The 22,660-nt window shown below is 26.5% G+C and carries 18 protein-coding genes; 6 read left to right on the forward strand and 12 right to left on the reverse strand.

Annotated elements, in window-relative coordinates:
- Positions 1-36: 36 nt before the first annotated feature.
- The 3 genes from H0H71_RS02745 to H0H71_RS02755 all read right to left on the reverse strand — a co-directional run bounded on the left by H0H71_RS02745 (position 37) and on the right by H0H71_RS02755 (position 2,403).
- Positions 37-822, reverse strand: coding sequence for a ribonuclease III family protein (locus H0H71_RS02745; RefSeq protein ID WP_185856007.1), 786 nt, complete (start codon positions 820-822; stop codon positions 37-39).
- On the reverse strand, positions 812-2,074 hold the full coding sequence (gene fabF, locus H0H71_RS02750) for a beta-ketoacyl-ACP synthase II (protein WP_185856008.1): 1,263 nt from the start codon (positions 2,072-2,074) through the stop codon (positions 812-814). Before fabF ends, H0H71_RS02745 begins: the two co-directional genes overlap by 11 nt.
- A 65-nt stretch (positions 2,075-2,139) precedes the next feature.
- Complete coding sequence (locus tag H0H71_RS02755) at positions 2,140-2,403, reverse strand: acyl carrier protein (protein ID WP_185856499.1); 264 nt, start codon at positions 2,401-2,403, stop codon at positions 2,140-2,142.
- A 98-nt stretch (positions 2,404-2,501) separates the two neighbouring features.
- Between H0H71_RS02755 and H0H71_RS02760 the strand changes: the two genes are divergently transcribed.
- Positions 2,502-4,091: a phosphoenolpyruvate carboxykinase (ATP) gene (locus H0H71_RS02760; RefSeq protein WP_185856009.1), complete on the forward strand. Its 1,590-nt coding sequence runs from the start codon at positions 2,502-2,504 to the stop codon at positions 4,089-4,091.
- A 5-nt stretch (positions 4,092-4,096) separates the two neighbouring features.
- On the opposite strand, the gene H0H71_RS02765 is transcribed toward H0H71_RS02760, so the two are convergent.
- Entirely contained in the window at positions 4,097-4,699 is a 603-nt protein-coding gene (locus tag H0H71_RS02765; RefSeq protein WP_185856010.1) for a riboflavin synthase, read from the reverse strand.
- A gap of 55 nt (positions 4,700-4,754) precedes the next feature.
- Between H0H71_RS02765 and pdxA the strand changes: the two genes are divergently transcribed.
- Positions 4,755-5,789 carry a 4-hydroxythreonine-4-phosphate dehydrogenase PdxA gene (pdxA, locus tag H0H71_RS02770; RefSeq protein WP_238784449.1) on the forward strand — a complete coding sequence of 345 codons (1,035 nt, stop codon included), beginning with the start codon at positions 4,755-4,757 and terminating at the stop codon, positions 5,787-5,789.
- On the opposite strand, the gene H0H71_RS02775 is transcribed toward pdxA, so the two are convergent.
- Complete coding sequence (locus H0H71_RS02775; RefSeq protein ID WP_185856011.1) at positions 5,784-6,017, reverse strand: F0F1 ATP synthase subunit epsilon; 234 nt, start codon at positions 6,015-6,017, stop codon at positions 5,784-5,786. The genes pdxA and H0H71_RS02775 overlap by 6 nt on opposite strands.
- 32 nt (positions 6,018-6,049) lie before the next feature.
- Positions 6,050-7,555 (reverse strand): F0F1 ATP synthase subunit beta, encoded by a 1,506-nt coding sequence (gene atpD / locus H0H71_RS02780; RefSeq protein ID WP_185856012.1) that lies wholly within the window; start codon positions 7,553-7,555, stop codon positions 6,050-6,052.
- A 64-nt stretch (positions 7,556-7,619) separates the two neighbouring features.
- Between atpD and H0H71_RS02785 the strand changes: the two genes are divergently transcribed.
- On the forward strand, positions 7,620-8,576 hold the full coding sequence (locus tag H0H71_RS02785; protein ID WP_185856013.1) for a bifunctional riboflavin kinase/FAD synthetase: 957 nt from the start codon (positions 7,620-7,622) through the stop codon (positions 8,574-8,576).
- A 297-nt stretch (positions 8,577-8,873) separates the two neighbouring features.
- On the forward strand, positions 8,874-11,318 hold the full coding sequence (locus H0H71_RS02790; RefSeq protein WP_238784450.1) for a PD-(D/E)XK nuclease family protein: 2,445 nt from the start codon (positions 8,874-8,876) through the stop codon (positions 11,316-11,318).
- Between the two features lie 38 nt (positions 11,319-11,356).
- Here the strand turns inward: H0H71_RS02790 and leuB are convergent, their stop codons facing one another.
- Genes leuB through H0H71_RS02810 form a run of 4 tightly spaced genes read right to left on the reverse strand, consistent with a single transcriptional unit; the run spans position 11,357 to position 15,596 of the window.
- Entirely contained in the window at positions 11,357-12,412 is a 1,056-nt protein-coding gene (gene leuB, locus H0H71_RS02795; RefSeq protein ID WP_185856014.1) for a 3-isopropylmalate dehydrogenase, read from the reverse strand.
- A 3-nt stretch (positions 12,413-12,415) separates the two neighbouring features.
- On the reverse strand, positions 12,416-13,021 hold the full coding sequence (gene leuD / locus H0H71_RS02800) for a 3-isopropylmalate dehydratase small subunit (RefSeq protein ID WP_185856015.1): 606 nt from the start codon (positions 13,019-13,021) through the stop codon (positions 12,416-12,418).
- A complete protein-coding gene (gene leuC, locus H0H71_RS02805) occupies positions 13,018-14,391 on the reverse strand; it encodes a 3-isopropylmalate dehydratase large subunit (RefSeq protein ID WP_185856016.1) in 1,374 nt (457 codons plus the stop codon). The genes leuD and leuC overlap by 4 nt, the downstream gene beginning before the upstream one ends.
- 11 nt (positions 14,392-14,402) lie before the next feature.
- A complete protein-coding gene (locus H0H71_RS02810; protein WP_185856017.1) occupies positions 14,403-15,596 on the reverse strand; it encodes a 2-isopropylmalate synthase in 1,194 nt (397 codons plus the stop codon).
- Between the two features lie 144 nt (positions 15,597-15,740).
- Between H0H71_RS02810 and H0H71_RS02815 the strand changes: the two genes are divergently transcribed.
- The gene (locus H0H71_RS02815; RefSeq protein ID WP_185856018.1) at positions 15,741-17,306 is read left to right on the forward strand and encodes a hypothetical protein; all 1,566 of its coding nucleotides are present in this window, start codon (positions 15,741-15,743) and stop codon (positions 17,304-17,306) included.
- A gap of 444 nt (positions 17,307-17,750) precedes the next feature.
- Positions 17,751-19,028: a tyrosine--tRNA ligase gene (gene tyrS / locus H0H71_RS02820; protein ID WP_185856019.1), complete on the forward strand. Its 1,278-nt coding sequence runs from the start codon at positions 17,751-17,753 to the stop codon at positions 19,026-19,028.
- Here the strand turns inward: tyrS and era are convergent.
- Complete coding sequence (era, locus tag H0H71_RS02825) at positions 19,025-19,948, reverse strand: GTPase Era (RefSeq protein WP_185856501.1); 924 nt, start codon at positions 19,946-19,948, stop codon at positions 19,025-19,027. The two genes, tyrS and era, sit on opposite strands and share 4 nt — an antisense overlap.
- A gap of 2 nt (positions 19,949-19,950) precedes the next feature.
- Positions 19,951-22,605 carry an ATP-dependent chaperone ClpB gene (gene clpB / locus H0H71_RS02830; protein WP_185856020.1) on the reverse strand — a complete coding sequence of 885 codons (2,655 nt, stop codon included), beginning with the start codon at positions 22,603-22,605 and terminating at the stop codon, positions 19,951-19,953.
- Positions 22,606-22,660 lie beyond the last annotated feature (55 nt).

Genomic DNA, 22,660 nt, shown 5'->3' on the forward strand with positions numbered 1-22,660 from the left:
CATACATATACTTGTAATTTTTTTAGAATCCAAAATTTATTCCGTTTTTTTTTTATTTTTACATTTCTCTTGAATTAGAAAATAAGCTTTTTTTGCTGCAATTTCTTCTGATCTTTTTTTCGATGTGCCTCTTCCTTTAGTTTTTATTCCATATTGAGATACAGTAAATTCAGATAAATAGGTAATTACATTCTGATTTTTTTCTGAACGATTCAACACTTTTTTTTCTCTAAAAGTATTAAAATTTATAAAAAATTTCTTTTTCTGAGACCATTCTATAATCCATACTTTGTAACTAAAAATCTCTTTTTGCAACTTTTCAATATCAACGTAAGAATGTAATATTTTTTTATAGACAAAATCTTTACACCCTTTGTACCCCACTTCTAAATAAAGAAATCCTATTAAAGCTTCAAGGATATTCCCTAATATATTATCAGATACAGATAGAATTGAATTCTCCTTTTTTAGAAAAATATCGGTAAGAGTTAATTTTCTAGAAACTTCATTTAGATTTCTTCTACACACTATTTTAGATCGTACTTGAGTTAATTCACCTTCCTTTTTTTCTGGAAGTTTTTCATACAAAAAATGTGAAATAATGGAATTCAAAACCGCATCTCCTAAAAACTCTAATCTCTGAAAATAAAAATAATAATCTTTATTTCTTTTTTTTTTTGAAAAACTATGAATAAATACTTTTTTCAACAATTTCAGATTGTTAGGGCAAAAACCCAATATCTTTTTTAATTTACTAACTAAAATAGAATCATCATCTTCATATTCATATTCTTTATGAAAAGGAATTTTCTCAGATAACATCTATTTTTTTAAATAAAATACACACGTTATGTCCTCCAAAACCAAAAGTATTACATAGACTAACTTTTACTTCCCTTTTTTTAGCCTTATTTGGGGTAAAACTAATTTTTGGATCTATAGTTTCATCTATATGAAATAAATTAATAGTTGGCGGGATAATTTTTCTTGTTAAAGGAAGTATGGAAGCTATAGCTTCTATGGCTCCCGCAGCTCCTAATAAATGTCCTGTCATAGATTTAGTAGAATTTATATCAATATTATATACATTTTCATGAAAAACTTCTTGAATCGCTTTTACTTCCGCAAGATCACCTAATCTAGTAGAAGTTCCATGAGAATTAATATGGTCTACTTCGTTATTCTCAATTCTAGCATCTTGAATTGCTGCTTTCATTGCTAATACTATGCCTTTTCCTTCTGGATGAGGTGCAGTAATATGATAAGCATCTCCAGACATTCCAATTCCTCCAATTTCGGCATAAATAGTAGCTCCTCTTTCTTTAGCATGTTGATATTCTTCAAGAATTAGACATCCAGCTCCTTCCCCCAAAACAAACCCATCTCTATCCTTATCAAAAGGACGTGAAGCCGTTTTATAATCTTCATTTCTAGTTGATAATGCATGCAAAGCATTAAATCCTCCTACTCCACTTTGAGTAATAGCTGCTTCTGAACCACCTGTTACCATGATATCAACTTTTCCTAAACATATTAAATGATAGGCATCCACTATTGCATTAGATGATGAAGCACAGGATGATACAGTTGCATAATTAGGACCATGAAGGCCATAATTCATAGAAATGACCCCAGCTGTAATATCTATAAGCATTTTAGGAATGAAAAATGGACTGAATCGAGGATTTCTTCCCCCTGTTACATAATCTGAAATAGACTTTTCTAAATTTAAAAGACCTCCTATTCCAGAAGACCAAATGACCCCTATTCGTTCTTTTTTCTCTTTAGAAAAATTTATTACACTATTTTTTACAGCTTCTGAAGCAGCTAAAATTCCATATTGAGCACAAGGATCAAGTTTTCGTATTTCTTTTTTACTAAAGAAAATACTAGGATCATAATTTTTTAATTCACAAGCAAATTTAGTTTTGTATTTTTTTGTATCAAAATATGTAATAGGTTCCGCTCCACTTTTTCCACTAACAAGTGCCCCCCAATACTCCTCTACATTGTTTCCTATTGGATTTATAGAACCAATCCCAGTAACTACTACTCTCTTTAATTCCTCTCCCATAATATCATATCCATATAAATTATCATTTATTCTTATTCATTCTTATTATTCATTAAGAAGTTTGACTACTCTTTTTGTGAATCTATTTTTTCCTCATTTAAAAGATCTTCTATTGCCTGTATAGCTTCCCCAACAGTAGTAATTTTCTCTGCTTTTTCATCAGAAATACTAATCTTAAATTCTTTTTCGAACTCCATAATAAGTTCCACTATATCTAAGGAATCTGCACCTAAATCATTAGTAAAGCTAGCAGTTGGAAGAATTTCATTTTCTTCTACACTCAATTTTTCTACAATAAGTGCATTAACTCTTGATGCAATATCAGACATAGAATCTATATTTTTGTTTTTTTCTTGTACAAAATTAGTAAACTTTTGTAAATCATATATAAATTTGTTTCGCATAAAAATTTCGATACGATACTATTATGAGTTGTTCTCTTTCTCTAAAAAATTACGGTATACTGAATTCTTCAAATTATTGTCAGTTATCTCCTGATGAATTGCAAAATATAGTCATTCAAAATGAAATGGGGATAGAAACCAAATCAGGAGTACTAGCTATTAAAACAGGTTTCTTTACTGGAAGATCTCCTGAAGATAGATTTATTGTGAAAGATAGCATTACAGAAAATACAATTTGGTGGGATGAAAAATTTAATCAATCATTTGATGCAAAAAAATTTGATAATTTGTATCAAAAAGTAGTTAATTATTTATCTGGAAAAACATTATATGTAAGAGATGGGTATCTTTGTTCAGATCCACGTTATCAATTGAATATTCGTTCTATCAGTGAATATCCATGGTCCGATTTATTTATTCATAATCTTTTTTTTAGAATTCCAAAAATTAGAAAAATTCTTCCGGATTGGTTGTTATTATGTGCTCCCGGATTCCAAGCAAACCCTGTAACTGATGGAACCCGTAAAAAAAATTTTTCCATATTAAATTTTTTAAAAAAAATTGTATTAATTGGTGGATCTGGATATACAGGAGAAATTAAGAAATCCATTTTTTCTGTTTTAAATTTCATACTTCCTACTTACAAAAATGTATTTCCTATGCATTGTTCAGCAAATGTAGGCATACGTCAAAAAGATACTGCACTTTTCTTTGGATTATCTGGAACTGGAAAAACTACTATTTCCAATGATGAAAATAGAAAATTAATAGGTGATGATGAACATGGATGGACACGCGATAATATTGTTTTTAATTTTGAAGGAGGTTGTTATGCGAAAATACTGGGAATCTCTAAAGAAAAAGAACCTATGATTTATCAATCCATAAAAAAAGGTGCTATGTTGGAAAATGTAGTTTTCAAAAAAAAAACTCAAGAAGTTGACTATTTTAATGATTCTATCACACAGAATATACGAATTAGTTATCCTATTTATTTTGTGAAAAATATTGAAAAAAAATTATTATCTTCCAATATTAGAAACATTTTTTTTCTAACTTATGATGCTTTTGGAGTATTACCTCCTATAGCAAAACTCAATAAAGCGCAATCAGCCTATTATTTTTTATTAGGATATACTTCTAAAGTTGCTGGAACAGAGTTAAATATAAAAAAACCACAAGCTACTTTTTCTTCTTGTTTTGGGGCCCCGTTTATGCCTTTACACCCTGTTCAATATACGAATATGCTCATAGAAAAATTAGATAAAACAGAAATCAATGTGTGGATGGTAAATACAGGATTGATATCTGGAGGAGATTCCTTAGGAGGATCTCGGATTAAATTAAAAGACACACGAAAACTTGTAGAATCTGCTATAGATGGATATTTATCTAAAGCCCCTTATGAAAAAGATCCTATTTTTAATTTTAAAATTCCAAAATATTGTCCCGGAATCTCTTCTGAGATACTAAATCCAAAAAGAACATGGAAAGATAAAAAAATGTATCAAATTCAAGTTAAAAATCTTGTTAAAAAATTTATTAAACACTTTGATAGATACAGAAAATATACAGATGAAAAAATAACATTTGGAGAACCTCAAATAAGATAAAATTTTCATTGTTTTTTCATTATAAAATGAACAGATTTTCTAATATACTTTCCAAGTATATCAAACTCCACATTAACAGAATCTCCAATTTTCAAAAATTGAAAATTTGTTTTTTCATATGTATAAGGAATAATAGATGTGACAAACATGGATTTAGTACATTTTACTACAGTAAGACTGATTCCATTAACAGCAATAGATCCTTTTTCTACAACCATATTTTCTAAACTTTTTTTAGAATAAAAAGAAAAAATACAACTTCCAATCCTTTTTTTTATTCCAATTATTTTAGCAGTTGTATCTATGTGACCTTGTACAATATGTCCATCGAATCTTTCATAAATTTTCATTCCACGTTCTAAATTGACTTCATCGTTCATTTTTAATCCATTTAAATTGGTACGATGTAAAGTTTCCTCAGAAGCTACTACTGAATAAGTTTTTTTATGATTATTAATATCTATTATGGTAAAACATATTCCATTATGGGAAATACTTTGATTAATTTTTATTTTATGAAATGGATTTTGAAAAGTAATGTAAAGATTATTTTTATAGAGATATAACCGATTTACTTTTGTAGTGCATTCTATAACTCCAGTAAACATATTTTTTTTTACAAAAACAAAATAAATATAAATATATTTATTTCATAAATAAATTATGAAAATTATGAAAAAAAACAAGATTATAGTAGGAGTTTCCACTGGAGATATTAATGGAATAGGAATGGAAATTTTTTTAAAAGTATGTAGAAAAAAAAAACTTTTAGAATTTTTTACTCCTATATTATTTGGATCTACGAAATTATGCTCTTATTATAAAAAAATTCTCAATCTAGAAGTGAGCAATATTAGAGAAATAAAAAATTTCAAAGAAATTACTGATTATAAAATCAATGTTCTAAACATTTGGAAAGAGGATATTAAATTTGATTCTGTAAAAATTAACCAAGATTCAGGAAAATACCCTATCTCATCCTTAAAAAAAGCTGCCAAATCTCTAAAAGAAGGGAAAATTGATGTTCTTGTTACTGCACCAGTAAATAAAAATTTTATGAATTTTAAAGGATTCTCTTTTTTTGGTCATACTGAATATTTTAAAAATATTTTGGAAGGGGAATCATTGATGGTAATGATTCATGATACTTTAAAAATAGCCTTAGTTACTAATCATTTACCATTAAAAAATGTTAGTTCTGAATTGACTATAAAAAAAATTATAAAGTCTATCAAAATTTTGCATCAGTCTTTGATAATAGATTTTTCTATAGAAAAACCTAGAATTGCAGTATTAGGATGCAATCCTCATTCAGGTGAAAACGGATTAGTTGGAGACGAGGAAAAAACAAGAATTAAACCAGCAGTTGATCATTTATTTAAACAAAGACTCTTGGTATTTGGCCCCTATTCACCAGATGGATTTTTTGGAAATCATAGTTATCGTAATTTTGATGCTGTTTTAGCTATGTATCATGATCAAGGGTTAATTCCTTTCAAAACATTAACCTTTAATGAAGGAGTCAATTTTACTGCTGGTCTTTCTCAGATACGAACTTCTCCAGATCATGGGGTCGCATATGATATTGCAAAAAAAGGAATTGCTAATGAAAAATCTTTTGAAAAAGCTATTTTCAGTGCAATAAAAATATTCAAAAATAGAAAAGAACATATGAAAATTTCAAAAAATTTATTATAAAATAACAAGAACAATATTTTTATTGACTTGCAATAAACCTCTATTTATTTTTATGAAAAAATTTTTACTTTTAAATAATAGTTTCATGAATCCCACTCCTAATACAGATATCATTGCGTCATGATTTTCTAATATTTGAAAATATCCATTGACTCCAGGAACTGTCATTTCTGTAACACTATTTTCTTGATACAAAACTTTTTCAAAGTTAATAATTGTAACTTTCATTTCATTTCATGTTATTTTATTTCTTGAAATTTTTATAACATTTTTTTTCCAGATTCTATCACTTGTTCAATTGTCCCTTTCAAATTAAAAGCTGTTTCTGGAATACTATCCAGCTCCCCATCCATTATCATATTAAATCCTTTAATTGTATCTTCAATTTTTACAAATTCTCCTTCAATTCCTGTAAACTGTTTTGCTACATGAAAAGGTTGAGATAAAAACCGTTGAATCCGTCTTGCACGACGAACTAGTAATTGATCTTCATCACTAAGTTCTTCTACCCCTAGAATCGCTATAATATCTTGCAAAGAATTGTATTTTTGCAAGATTTCTTTAACACGTTCTGCACAATCATAATGATTTCTATTAATTAGGTCGGGAGATAAAATACGTGAAGTAGAATCTAATGGATCAATTGCAGGATAGATCCCTAAAGAAGCTATTTTTCTTGAAAGAACAGTAGTAGCATCCAAATGAGAAAACGTAATAGCAGGAGCTGGATCTGTTAAATCATCCGCTGGAACATAAACAGCTTGTACAGAAGTTATAGATCCTTTCTTAGTAGATGTAATTCTTTCTTGTAGAGCCCCCATTTCAGAAGATAAAGTTGGTTGGTATCCAACAGATGAAGGGATTCTACCTAATAAAGCTGAAATCTCTGATCCAGCTTGAGTAAATCTAAATATATTATCTATGAAAAATAATACATCTTTTCCTTTTTTTTCTTTTTCCGAACTTGTTTGATCTCTATAATATTCCGCTAGTGTTAACCCAGATAAAGCTACTCTAGCTCTTGCTCCCGGAGGTTCATTCATTTGTCCAAAAACAAAAGCGGCCTTAGATTCCTTTAAAGCTTCTTTATCTATTTTTGTAAGATCCCAAACCCCTTTTTTCATAGATTTCATAAAAGAATCACCATATTTTATAATCCCCGATTCCAACATTTCTCTTAATAAATCATTTCCTTCTCTAGTCCGCTCTCCTACTCCTGCAAAAACAGAACGCCCTCCGTGTCCTTTTGCTACATTATTGATTAGTTCTTGTATTAACACAGTTTTTCCAACTCCAGCTCCTCCAAATAATCCAATTTTTCCCCCTTTTGGATAAGGTTCTATCAAGTCAATAACTTTAATTCCTGTGTATAATATCTCTGTTTCCGTGGACAAATCTTTAAATTTTGGAGGAATCTTATGAATAGGGTTAGTTTTTAAACTATCTAAATTATCTAATCCATCTATCCCATCTCCCAAAACATTAAAAACCCGTCCATTAATAGATTCTCCTATAGGCATTTTAATAGGCCCTCCAATAATATCTACTTTTTGCCCTCTTTGTAACCCATCTGTTGTATCCATAGAGATACATCTAACAGTACATTCTCCAATATGTTGCTGTACTTCTAAGACAATTTTTTTTTCATGTACCCTAACTTTTAATGCGTCATATATTTTAGGAAGAAAAGAGTTTTTTTTAAAAGAAACATCAATAACTGGTCCTATAATTTTAATTATTTTTCCATTTAATTTTTTCTCCTGCATATAATTTTTTTTGAGTATACGCAAATCATTTATCTTTGTAAATGTAAGAGAAAAAATAAAAATTTTGAAAATTTATTCATTCATTGATGAATTTTCTTCTTTTCTTCCATGTGTATTTACGCTTGGAGTTTTTGATGGAGTTCATAAAGGCCATCAAAAAATCATTAAAAATTTAGTTTTCAGAGCAAAAAAAGAAAAATTATTTTGTTCAGTTTTACTTACTTTTTATCCACATCCAAAAGAAATATTAGAACCCAATAAAGAAATTTTCTATTTAAATACTCTTTCTGAAAGAATATATAACCTAAAAAAAACAGGAATTCAACACTTAATTATTCATCCTTTTACTATCAATTTTTCAAAACTAAGTACGAAAGATTTTCTTCAAAAAATTGTCTCATCCAGATTAAAAATTAAACAATTCATTACAGGATATGATTCACATATTGGAAAAAATAGAGATGGATCTTTTCATCATTTAAAAAATCTATCTCCGATTTATGGATTCAAACTTTATCAAGTAAATCCTTGTAAATCCAACAAAAAAATCATAAGTTCCACAAGTATTAGAAAATCTCTTATAAAAGGAAATATAGAATGGGCCAATAAAGCTTTAGGGTACTCGTATACTTTATCTGGTTTTGTGATTCAAGGAAATGGAATAGGAAGAATTTTAAATTACCCTACCGCTAATATAAGAATTGATAACAAAAAATTAATTCCAAAACAAGGAGTCTATGCGGTAAAAATTAATTATCTACATAATACTTATCAAGGAATGTTGAATATAGGGGTATGTCCTACTATTAGGATTAGAAATAATAAAAAAATTAAAATAGAAGTTCATATTTTTGATTTTCATAAAAATATTTATGGAAAAGAAATAGATATTTTGATTCTTAAAATTATTCGTGAAGAAAAAAAATTTAGGACAATTCAAGATTTGAAAACGCAAATAAATAAAGATCAAATAAAAATAAAAAAATTTTTTCAAAAATTTAATAATCATTGTGAAAAATAAAATAGATCAAATCATTCATCATATTCTTCTAAAAAGAAAAGAGTTTGTTCAAAAAAAATTTTTTTTAGTTTCATTTGAGAATTCTATCATAGAATATATCCAAAAAAAATATAGTACAAAGTTTAGAAATTTTCCTAATACAGAATTCTATACTATGGAAAGATTTCTAGAAATCCTTTCAGGTTTATCTTCATACCATAGATTTTATGTGCTTTTACTTTTTTTTGAAATATTAAAAAAAAAAACAGTTTTCTAGCAAAAAATTTTAACGATTTTTTAAAATGGGGGCCTAGTATTTTGAATGATTTTCATGATTTGGATCTTAATCTTATTAAACTAGACTCTTTTTTTTCCTCTATTATTTCTACAGAAAAAATGAAAGAATGGAATCCAAATATCTTGGAAAAAAAAAATAAAAACTTACTTTTTTGGGAAGACCTTTCTAGGTACTATTACATTCTTCAACATTGTCTTATAAAAAAAGGAAAAGCTTATCCTGGGATGCTTTTTAGAATAGCTTTTTCTAAGCTAAAGAATTTTCTATCTAAAGAAAAAAATACACAAATAGTATTTCTTTTGAAAAGAGATTCATTCATTGAATATGAAAGAAAATTCATGAATAAAATAATTCAGTTGAATCAGGAATCGGAATCTATTCTTATATATTTTTTTTCCAAAAAAGAGATTTTATTAAAAAATTATTCTGATTTATTTCTGAAGAAAGAAAAAAAAATTTCAATAGAAAATAATATTAATCGTTGTATCAAAACAATTAGTGTCTCTAAAGAAATAGAACAAGTATACATTGTCAAACAGATAGTATATAAACTTATTCAAAATGGAAAAAGCCCCCATCAAATAGTTCTCTTATTAGGAGATAATTATTTGTCTACTCCTTTGTTTCATTCTCTAAAAAAGATTACAGGAATTAATTTATCTATCATGAATTATCCATTCAAATACTTTCCGATTCATTCTACTTTTGATTCTTTTTTTCAATTTTTATTAAAAAAGGAAAAATTTAAAAAATTTTATAAAAAAGACCTAATAAGAATATTTTCTGATACATGTATCAGAAAAATTTTTTTCAAAAAAAAAAAATTATCATTGTTTATAGAAAATTTGGATACTGAAGATTCAGACTTCATACCTGAAGATATGATTAATAAATATTTATCTAATAACGATTTAGAAATTATTTTGAAAATACAAACTAATAATACTAAAAAATGTATTACTGGAACTATTTTTTTCATCAAACAATTAAAAACCTTTTTTTCTCTAGAAACAGAAAAACATTTTTTAGAATTAGAATTCCTTTCAAGACTAGAAGTTTATATGAAAAAACTCAAAATACTTGTCAGAAAAAAAAAATGTAATTTTTTTGGAATAAAAGATGTGTTTAATATATATCAACAATTTATAAAAACAGAAAAAATACAATATAAAAAACATCATCCAAATGGATTACCTGTTACAGGATTTATGGATGATAATATGTTGGATTTTGAAAATTTTGAAATAACAATCATAACATCCGTAAACGAAGGAAATATACCGCCATACAAAGATAAAAAAAAATACAACACTTTTATTCCTTTTGATATTCGTAGAAAATTCAGTATTCCTATTTCTAATAAAGAAAATGAAGAAGCCTATTTCCACCATTTCATAAATATTTTAAAAAAATCAAAAAATGTTTATTTGATTTACAAAAATCAACCAGATGAACTGAATTCTGGAGAAAAAAGTCGTTTTATTCATCAAATAGAAATGAATTCTGATTTTTCAACTAAAACTGAAAAAAAAGAAAATATTCCATTTTTTATTTCAAAAAAATCTCCTATTGTTATCAAAAAAACGGAATCTATGATAAAACGATTATATGAACTTTCTAATCGTGGAATCTCTCCTTCTTCTCTACACCTCTATAATTGTAATCCACTTCTATTTTACTATAAAAAAATTATTGGATTAAAAAATATAGAACCAATTTCTTTCAAACAGGAAGTAGGAAAAATAATTCATAAAATATTGAAAGGATTATATTTTCCTATAAAAGGTCAATTTTTAACTCTAAGTTGGATAAGTAATATAAAAAAAAATTATGAATCTATTACAAAAAAATTATTTTTTGAAAATACTTCAAATTCAAATTTTTCTCTGGAAGGAAAAAAAATGTTAATTTTTTCAATAGTAAAAACTTACATAAAGAATTTTATCTCATGGGATGAAAAACTTGTTGATCAAGGGCATCAAATTCTCATTAGAGAATTAGAATTTAGTATCTCAACAAGATTAGATCTTATAAAAAAAGTCAATCTCTATGGAATTATAGACCGTATAGACGAATATGATGGAGTCACACGTATCATTGATTATAAAATAGGAAAAATAATGCCTAAATTTAATAACAAAGAAATTCATATTTATCAAAATAAAATTGCAGATCTATTTCATAATCCAATCTATGGAAATATAATGCAGTTGCTGATTTACGTTTATTTATGGTTAAAATATTCTAAATTTTTAGGAGATAAAAAAACCCCACCAATTATTGGAATTGTTTCCCCTAAAAAAAAAGGGGGAGAAAATTCTATTGTTATAACTCCTATCAATTTTTTTCATCAAGAAAAAATGAATTTTTCTTATAAAAATTATGTAGAAAACTTTCTTCCACATTTAGTGAATAGAATTTCTGAAATTTTAGATCCAAAAATTCCTATTCTAGAAAAAAAATAGAAAAAATAAGAAAATAAGAATTAGTATTAACAATCTAATTAGTGATTTTTAATATATTTTTCTATATAATCCCCAACATCTTCAGTTTTCACTGAAGAATTACTTATAATATCTGGGGTACAAATTTTTTCTTTTATAGAACTTTTCACTGCTTCTTCTAAAAAAATTTTTTCTTTATACATTCCAAAATGTTCTAACATCATAGATGCAGATAGAATACATCCTAATGGGTTTGCTATATTTTTTCCTTCAGCCTGAGGATAGGATCCATGAACTGGCTCAAATAAAGATTTTTTTTTTCCAATAGAAGCTGATGGTAGCAATCCTAAAGAACCAGTAAGAACACTTGCTTCATCTGAAAGAATGTCTCCAAACATATTATCTGTTAGAATAATATCAAATTTTTTAGGATTCATAATAATTTGCATAGCAGCATTATCTATATATAAAAATTCCAACAAGACATCAGGATAATCTGATGCCATCTCTTTAATAACTTCACGCCATAATCTAGAAGTTTCTAAAACATTAGATTTATCCACTAAAGTAATTTTTTTTTTACGAGAAAGTGCTGACTGAAAAGCCATTTTTCCAATTCTTTGAATTTCTTTTCTAGAATACACACAACAATCATAAGCTGCTTTTCCATTTTTAGATCTTCCTTTTTTTCCAAAATAAATTCCTCCAGTTAATTCTCTAAATATTAAAAAGTTAATATTATCCAATTGTTGTTTTTTTAGAAATAGTTTATTTATTTTTGGATAAGTAATTATAGGACGTATATTACAATATAACTCCATTTTTTTTCTAAGTTTTAACAACCCATCTTCTGGTCTCATTCCTATTGGATAATGCTCGTATTTGGAATTCCCTATAGCTCCGAATAAAACGGCATCTGATTTTAAACAACTATCTATAGTTTCTTTTGGCATTGGATTCCCCAATGTCTCTATGGCTTTAGATCCTGCTAAAAGTTTTTGATAAATAAAATTATGAAAAAATTTTTTTCCAATAGAATTTAAAGCTTTAATTGCTTGTTTTATCACTTCAGGACCAACTCCATCACCTTCTATGACAACTACATTCTTTCTCATATTTTAAACAATATTAAAAACCGATTTTCTGTTTTTTTCAAAAGCCACTATATCTGTTTTAATAGAAACTAAAAAATCTATATCATCATATCCATTGAGAAAACAATTCTTTTTGTATGGATGGATATAAAATTTTTCAAACTCTCCTGTTTCTACTATTTTTACAATTTGTTTTATTAAATTAACTTGAATATTTGTATGTGGTTTATTTTCAATTATATCAAACAATTTTTTCAAGAACAATTCGGAAACTTCTACAGTTAACAATCCATTGTTTAATGCATTTTCTTTAAAAATATCAGCAAAAAAACTAGATATAACTACTTTAAATCCATAATCATAAATAGCCCATACTGCATGTTCTCGACTAGATCCACATCCAAAATTTCTTCCTGATAAAAGGATTTTTCCAGAAAAAATAGAATTATTTAGAATGAAATCTTTCTTTAAAGATCCATCTTTTTCATAACGCCAATCTCTAAAAATATTTTTAACACATTCTTCACGTTTTGTTTCTTTTAAAAAACGAGCGGGAAGAATTTGATCAGTATCTATGTCAACCATGGATAAAGGAATGACTTTGCTAGTTAAAACAGTAAATTTTTTCATATATATTTTTTTACATCTACAATTTTTCCTTCTATAGCAATAATAGAAGCAGTCAAAGGACTTACAAGTAAAGTTTTAACTCCAGGGCCCTGTCTTCCTTCAAAATTTCTATTGGATGTAGAAACACAATATTCTCCTCCAGGTATTTTATCTTCATTCATCCCTAAACACGAAGAACATCCAGGTTGACGGAATTCAAATCCAGCATTTATTAAAATTTTGTCTAACCCTTCTTCTTTTGCCTGTCGAACGACTTTTTGTGATCCGGGAACCACCATTACTCTGATCACATGAGCAGCTTTTTTTTTTCCTTTCACTATGGAAGACACTAATCTTAAATCTTCTATTCTAGAATTCGTGCAACTTCCTATAAAAATATAATGAATAATTTTTCCTATTAAAGATTCTCCCGGAGAAAATCCCATATAATTTAAAGATCTTTTATCATCATCAGAAAGTGATTTTGGAATACGTTCAGAAATTTTCATACACATTCCTGGTGTAGTTCCATAAGTAATCATTGGATCTATATCTTCTGCATTCAGAATATATTCTTTATCAAAAACTGTATTTTTATCTGTTTCAAAAGTTTCCAAATATTCCATATATTTTTTATTATCAAACTTCCTATTACATTTTTTTATGTAATCAAAAGTAACTTCATCCGGAGCTATTAATCCTCCTTTTGCCCCCATTTCAATGCTCATATTACAAATAGTCATTCTTCCTTCCATACTCATATTTTTAATAGTAACTCCAGTATACTCTACAAAATGTCCTATTCCTACATCTACTCCTAGTTTTGAAATTATATACAAAATAATATCTTTCGGGGTCACACCCTTTTTCAAATTTCCCTCTAATTGAATTTTCATTTGTTTAGGTTTAGAGAGTAATAAACATTGACTTGCCATTACCATAGAAACTTGACTAGTTCCAATTCCAAAAGCAATACTTCCAAAAGCACCATGAGTAGATGTATGACTATCTCCACAAACGATAGTCATCCCGGGCAAAGTTAACCCTAGTTCTGGTCCAATAATATGAACAATACCATGATTCTTATCTCCAAGTTCATATAATTTGATTCCAAATTCTTTACAATTTTTTGTTAAAAAATTTATTTGTTTCCTAGATAAAGGGTCTAAAATAGGTAAATGTTGATTTATTGTAGGAACATTATGATCCGCAGTAGCTATGATTTGTTTTGGTCTAAAAACAGAAAAACCTCTTTTTTTCAATTCTAAAAAAGCTTGGGGACTCGTAACTTCATGAATATAATGTCTATCAATATAAAGGACATCTACACCATTTTCCAATGTTTTTACTGTATGTGATTCCCAAATTTTATCAAATAATGATTTAGACATGTTGAATTATTCTAATCTATTGTAATCAATTTCTTCTTCTTATTATCATTCATAAGATTGGATTCTTCCAAAATAATTTTTAATTCTTTATCAGAAATTTCTTTTTTCTTATCAGCATATCTTAAAAAAATAGAATAAACTAAATCTAAAGAATTTTTATTAAAAAAATATCCCAATTTTTTATAACGATAAGCCAAAGCAGATCTTCCACTCCTAGCTGTTAAAACGATTGAAAATTTATCAATTCCCACATCTTCTGGATTAATACTCTCATAAGTTTCCCTTTTTTTTATTATCCCATCTTGATGAATACCTGATGAATGAGAAAAAGCATTAATTCCTACAATTGCTTTATTAGCTTGTACTTTCATTCCCGTACATTCGGAGACTAAATGACTCGTTGAAGAAATCATCTTTGTTTTGACATTTGTAAATAAATTCAAATGAGAATTTTGTTTGATTATCATAACAATTTCCTCTAATGAAGTGTTTCCCGCTCTCTCCCCAATTCCATTAATAGTACATTCTACCTGTTTTGCTCCATTAATTATTCCGGATAAAGAATTAGCAGTAGCTAATCCCAAATCATTATGACAATGAGTAGATAATATAATTTTATGAATTCCTTTAACATTTTCTTTGAGATATCTAATTTTTTTACCATATTCTTCTGGTAAGCAATATCCTATAGTGTCAGGAATATTAATAACTGTAACTCCATGTTTAATTACTGATTCACAAACTCTTGCTAAAAAATCGTTCCTAGTACGCCCTGCATCCTCTGCATAAAATTCTACATCCTCCACAAATTTTTTGGCATATTTCACAGCTTGTATAGCTCTCTCTATAATTTTTTCTGGAGTACTATTAAATTTGTAACGAATATGACAATCAGAAGTCCCAATTCCAGTGTGAATTCTGGATCTTTTTGCATTTTTTAAAGCACTTCCTGCTATTTCTATATCTTTTTCAACAGCTCTAGATAATGCACAAATAATAGGATCTGAAATAGATTTACAAATCTCTTGAACTGACTGGTAATCACCGGGACTGGAAACTGGAAATCCGGCTTCAATAACATCTACTTTCAAACATTCTAGTTGTTTAGCTATTTTTACTTTTTCTTGAGTATTTAGTTTACATCCTGGAACTTGTTCTCCATCACGCAACGTTGTGTCAAAAATATGAATTCTTTTCTTTTCCATACTTGGATTATTTTAATTCCATCTCAAAACTATTTCTTCCAAAAAAAAATAATAGAAAATAATTTTTCTATTTACAATGGATAATGATTACAATTATTTTATATACTTCTGTTTTTCAGAACAAAATATAAGTAAAAAATTACAATGTTAAATAATAAATTAGATTCTCTTTTCCTATTAATTCAATCTCTGTCAAAATCAGAAAAAAGAAACTTTAAACTTTATTCAACACGTATAAAAAAAAACAAAGATGCGAAGTTTATAAAACTTTTCGAAATAATGAGTAAAATGAATTCTTACCAAGAGAAAAAAATATTGGAAAATACATCTATCAGTAAAATTCAATTATCCAATATGAAAGCTCATTTGTATAAACAAATTTTAATTAGTCTTAGATTGCTACAACATATTACTACTGTTGAAAATCCTGATATACAAATACATGAATTTTTAGATTTTGCTAAAATATTATATAATAAAGGGCATTATATACAAAGTTTAAAATTCTTAAAGAAAGCAAAAGTTATAGCCAGATCGAATGAATCAAATACAATCTTATTAGAATTAGTAGAATTTGAGAAAATGATAGAATCTCAACATATCACTAGAAGTATTCATTCTAGGTCTGGAGAATTATCCTTGGAATCTAAAGAATTGATTGAAAGAGTACAATGTAATAACGATTTATCTAGTCTTTCATTAGAATTATACGGATTATATTTAAAAGTAGGATACGTAAGAAATGAAAAAGACAAAATATTTATAGAAACATATTTTCGAACAAATCTTCCGAAATTTGACATTGATAAACTTAGTTTTTATGAAAAATTATTTTTATATCAAGCTCAAGTATGGTACCATTACATTAGACAAGATTTTATAATGTGTTATAGATCATCTTGTAAATGGATAGAGTTATTTCAAAATCATGTAAAAAAAAAGAAAGTTTCTCCTATAAGCTATTTAAAAGGATATCATTATTTACTAGACACTTTATTTTATTTGAATCATTATTCTAAATTCAAAAATGTTTTAGAACAATTTGAAAAAGAAGTTCAAAATGGAGATATTGTTTTAAACGGAAATACTAGAGTATTAATTTTTATGTATAAATATACTAATCGTATTAATAAACATTATATGGAAGGAACATTTTCGGAAGGAGTAAAAAATATTATTCCTTCTTTGTTCAAAGATTTGAAGAAAATTTATCCCCGTTTAAATTCTCATTATATCATGGTTCTTTATTACAAAATAGCTTGTTTATATTTTGGAAGTGGAGATAATAAAAATACTATTAGATATTTATTAAAAATTATGGAAAATAAAGAAAAAAATATAAGACAAGATTTACAATGTTTTGCCAGACTTTTACATTTAATTGCTTGTTACGAAAGCGGATTGGATGAAAACATGGATCGTAAAATACAATCTGCATATAGATTTTTTATTCAAATGGATGATTTATATATTGTACAAAAAAAGATTATTCATTTTTTCAAAAATCTAGGATCCCTTTATCCACATCAAATGAAAGGACAGTTTAAAAAATTAAGAGATAAACTAATTAAATATTCTGATCATCCTTATGAAAAAAGAACATTTTTGTATTTGGACATCATTTCTTGGTTAAATTCCAAAATAGAAAACAAATCTATTGAAATGATTATAAAAGAAAAATTTTCAATCAATCATTCAATCATTAATTAATGAATTGAATTATTTTTTATCATATAAAAATATGACTTTAAAAAAAAGAAGAAAAAAATATGAAAAAACAAAATTAATAACCTCCGAAAAAACATTCGAAGTATCATACTTTATGATTAAATAAATCATTGCAAAAATACTAAAAAAAAACTGCAGAGTTACACCTATTATGTAACTAGGAATAGTTAAATTCGGTTTTTTAGAAATAGTAAACAAATAAAAAAATAAAAAAAAAATACTGATTATCAACAAATATATATCTATATACAAAAAAAATAGAAAATCTTTTTCAGAGAAAAAATTATAAATCAAATGTATTATAAATACAGAAAAAAAAATTATTATCAGTTTATATTCTTTTATATTTTTTATCATAAACATACTAACTAAAATATAATAAAAAAACAGTATAATAATAAAAAATGTTATTCTTTGAATTTGAATATGCAAAACATTATTTATGAACTCACCTGGAGAGGTTTAATACAAAATAAAGTTCCTGGTTTAGAAGAACAACTAAAAAAACGTACAACTATATATATTGGTTTTGATCCAACATCTGATTCTTTACATTTGGGAAGTTTACTTCCTATTGTTATATTAATTCATTTTCAAAAAATGGGGCATAAATCCTTGGTATTAATTGGAGGAGCTACGGGGCTTATAGGAGATCCATCTGATAAATATCAGAATAGGATTTTTTTAAGCAAAAAAACTTTGCAAAAAAATATAGAATCTATAAAGGAACAAATTTCTAATTTGTTAGATTATCATTCAGAAAAAACAGAATTATTAAATAATTTCATTTGGATAAAAAATATTCCTTTTTTAAAATTTATTCGTGATATAGGAAAATACTTTACTCTAAAGTACATGATATCTAAAGATTCTGTAAAAAAACGTTTTTACAATAAGAAAAAAAACGGAATATCTTTTACTGAATTTTCTTATTCTCTTATACAAGGATATGATTTTCTATACTTGAATAAAGAAAAAAATTGCTTTCTCCAAATTGGAGGATCAGACCAATGGGGGAATATTACAACGGGAATAGAGCTTATTAGAAAAAAAACTGGAAAAAAAGCATATGGAATGACTTTTCCTTTAATAACAAAACCTAATGGAAAAAAATTTGGTAAAAGTGAAAAAGGAGAAAATATCTGGTTAGATAAAAATCGAACTTCTCCATATAAATTTTACCAATTTTGGATGAATGTTTCTGATATTGAAATTGAAAAATTTATCAAGTTTTATACTTTCTTTTCTAAAGAAAAAATTTATTCATTAATTTTAGAACATAGAAATAATCCAGAAAAGAGATTATTACAAAAAAAATTAGCGTATGAAATGACAAAATGGGTTCACGGAAATGAAACTTATGAAGAAGTTAGAAATATTTCTAATATTTTATTTAATACAAATATTCAATTACAATCTTTAGATGAAAAAACTTTATTTTCTATATATAAAAATATTCCCCACATTATTTTTCCCAAAAAAGAGTTTGAAAAAGGGATTTATTTATTAGATTTTTTGAAGAGGAGTAGTTTTTTCTCATCTAAAAATGAATCTAATCGTGCTTTAAATGCAAATTCAATTTGTATAAATAAAATATCTATCAAAAAAAATATCTTGCTCAATCAAGAAAATGTAATATATAAAAAATATATCTTACTTCAATTTGGAAAAAAAGAATTTTTTATGGTAAAAATTAATAATTAATATCCAAAATTTTTCAATTTTTTGTAATTGGATTTCCAATTTTTACATACTTTTACATTTAGTTTTAAAAATACTTTTTTCTTGTTGAAAAAAGATTCTATTTCCCTTACGGAAAAAAATTCTAATCTTTTTATGGTTTTTCCTTTTTTTCCAATTAGAATTCCTTTTTGAGAATCTCGTTCTACATATATAGAAGAAAATATATTGATACAAATCTCATCTTCTTTAAATATTTCTGTAATAATTTCAACGGAATAAGGAATTTCTTTTTTATATAAAAAAAATATCTTTTCTCTAATAATTTCATTAACAAAAAATCGTTCTGTTCTATCACTTAAAATTCCTTTAGGATAATAAGGAGGATGTTCAGATAACAATTCTAAAATTTTATTCATCAGTAAATCCTGATTCATCTTTTTTAACGCAGAAATAGGTAATATTTCAGAATAGGGAAGAAATTTATGCCAAAAATCTATTGTATCAGAAAATAATTTGTCACTAGTATATTTTACTCCGATTCTATCTATTTTATTGATTAAAATAATAACAGGAATATTCTTTTTTTGAATTGAATTCAATGTAACAGAAAAACATTTTTGAAATAGATTCAATTGAACTGTACTTATTCCTATATCTGTCATAAATAAAACTATATCAGCGTCTTCTAAAGATTTTTCAACATATTGCATCATCATCTTTTGCATAAGAGAAAGAGAAGTTATTTGTAAAATAATTCCTGGTGTATCAGAAAAAATAATCTGATAATTAGATTTTTCTATGATTCCTAATATTCTATGACGAGTTGTTTGTGGTCTATTCGTAATAATAGAAATCTTTTCTCCTACAAGAGAGTTTATTAATGTAGACTTTCCTACATTCGGAAATCCTATAATATTAACAAAACCGGATTTATGAATAATCACTAAATATTGTTTTTTATTTTTACAATTTCTGATTGTCTAAATACAATTCCTTTTTCTTTAAAAAAATCTACTAGTATCTTAGTATTATCATGGATTTTTCCTTGTAATATTTTTTTAGAAAGATTATTTAAAATATCATGTTGAATCACTCTTTTTAATGGTCTCGCACCAAATTGAGGATCGTATCCTTTTTCAGAAAGATATTCTATTGATTCATTTGTAGCTTCTATACAAATATTCTTTTTTGATAATAAAAGTCCTAATTTTTCTATTTGTAATTTTACAATTTTTTTAATCTCTTTTCTAGAAAGAGGTTCAAATAAAATTATCTCATCAATTCGATTAATAAACTCGGGTCTTACAATATTTTTTAATAAATCTATTAAAGACTTTTTGATAGGAGCCATTTCATTAGTAGAAGAAAAATAAATTTCTTGATTAAATTTTTCTTGTATGAGATCCGCACCTATATTGGAAGTCATTATAATAATTGTATTTGTAAAGTTCACTGTACGTCCTTTATTATCTGTTAATCTTCCATCATCTAACACTTGTAAAAGGATATTAAATATATCTGAATGAGCTTTTTCTATCTCATCTAATAAAATAACACTATAAGGACGACGACGGATAGATTCTGTCAATTGTCCACTTTCATCATATCCAACATAACCAGGAGGGGCCCCAATTAATCTACTTACTGAATGGCTTTCTTGATATTCACTCATATCAATACGAACCATATTATTTTCATTATCAAAAAGATACTCAGCTAATGTCTTAGCTAATTCTGTTTTTCCGACTCCTGTCCCACCCATAAAAAGAAAAGATCCTATAGGTTTTTTTTCATCTTGTAGCCCAGCTCTAGAACGCCGTATTGCATTTGCTACAGATTTTATAGCTTTCTTTTGACCGATAACTCTTTGATGTAATTTTTTTTCTAAAAATAACAACTTTTCTTTTTCATTTTGCAACATTTTAGTAATTGGAATTCCAGTCCACTTAGAGATAACTTGTGCAATGTCTTCTCTAGAGACTTCTTCTTGTATCATTTTTTTTCCAGTTTCATTTTGTTTCTTTAATTTTTTTTCAAATAATTTTACTTTATTTTCTTCTTCTTTAATTTTTCCATATCTTAACTCAGCAACTTTTCCATAATCTCCTAATCTTTCCGCTTGTTCTGCTTCAAACTTAAAATTTTCTATTTTTTCCTTGGATTTTTGTATTCCTTCTACTAAATCTTTTTCATTTTGCCATTGATTTTGTAATTTATTTCTTTCCTCATTCAATTTGGATAATTCTTTTTTTAAAAAAACTAATTGTTTTTCATCATTTTCTCTTTTTATAGCTTCTATTTGGATTTCCATTTGCATTATTTTTCTATGTAGAACATCTAGTTCTTCAGGTTTAGAATTAATTTCCATTCTTAGTTTCGATGCTGCTTCGTCAATCAGATCAATAGCTTTATCAGGTAAAAATCTTTCGTTAATATAACGTTGAGATAATTCTACCGCAGAAATGATAGATTCATCCTTAATTCTTACTTTATGATGGCTTTCATATTTTTCTTTTATTCCACGTAATATTGAAATAGCATCTGTAACAGATGGTTCATCAACATAGACTTGTTGAAATCTTCTTTCTAAAGCTTTATCAACTTTAAAATATTTTTGATATTCATTTAAAGTAGTAGCTCCTATAGCCCGAAGTTCTCCTCTTGCTAATGCCGGTTTTAAAATATTTGCCGCATCTATAGCCCCCTCACCTCCTCCTGCACTTACCAAGGTGTGGATCTCATCAATAAATAAAATGACATCTCCATCTGAATAGGTAACTTCTTTGACAACTCCTTTAAGACGTTCTTCAAATTCTCCTTTGTATTTAGCTCCTGCAATAAGAGACGCCATATCTAAAGAATAAACTTGTTTATTTTTTAAATTATCTGGAATATCTCCACTGATAATCCGATGAGCTAATCCTTCAGCAATAGCTGTTTTTCCAACTCCAGGTTCTCCAATTAAAATTGGATTATTTTTTGTTCTTCTAGATAATATTTGTAAAACTCTACGTATTTCTTCATCACGTCCAATAACAGGGTCTAATTTTCCTTTATTAGCCCATTCATTAAGATTTTTTGCATATTTTTCTAAAGAATTATAAGTATTTTCAGAAGTTTGTGAAATAACATTTCCGCTTTTTTTTCTTATATCCTCTATGATTCTTTTTATACTATTTTCCGTAATTCCTTGATCTCTTAACAATTGAGAAGTGGCATCATCGGAACTCATGAAAATAGAGTAAAAAATATGTTCAATAGAAATGAATTTATCTTTCAATTCTTTAGAATAAGTTTCTGCTCTATTAAACATTTGTAAGACATGATGACTTAAATGTTGAATAATTGGGGATCCGCTGCTACTACTACTTCTTAACACTCTAGGATAAGTAGTGATAATACGATCTACTCCTATCATTATTATTTTATGATTTACATTTAATTTTTCTAAAAAAAAAGGAATAAGATTTTCCTCTTTTTTTAATAGAGATTTTAAAATATGTGCATTTTCAATAGATTGTTGATTATTTTTTAACGCAATTTGTTGCGCTTCTTGTATAATTTTTTGAGATTTTAAAGTAAATTTGTTAGAATTCATAATGAAATTTTTATTTCAGAATAATACTAGTTTTTGTAAAAAATGAAAATACTAT

The organism is Blattabacterium cuenoti (genome assembly GCF_014251375.1).
GTDB lineage: Bacteria > Bacteroidota > Bacteroidia > Flavobacteriales > Blattabacteriaceae > Blattabacterium > Blattabacterium cuenoti_K.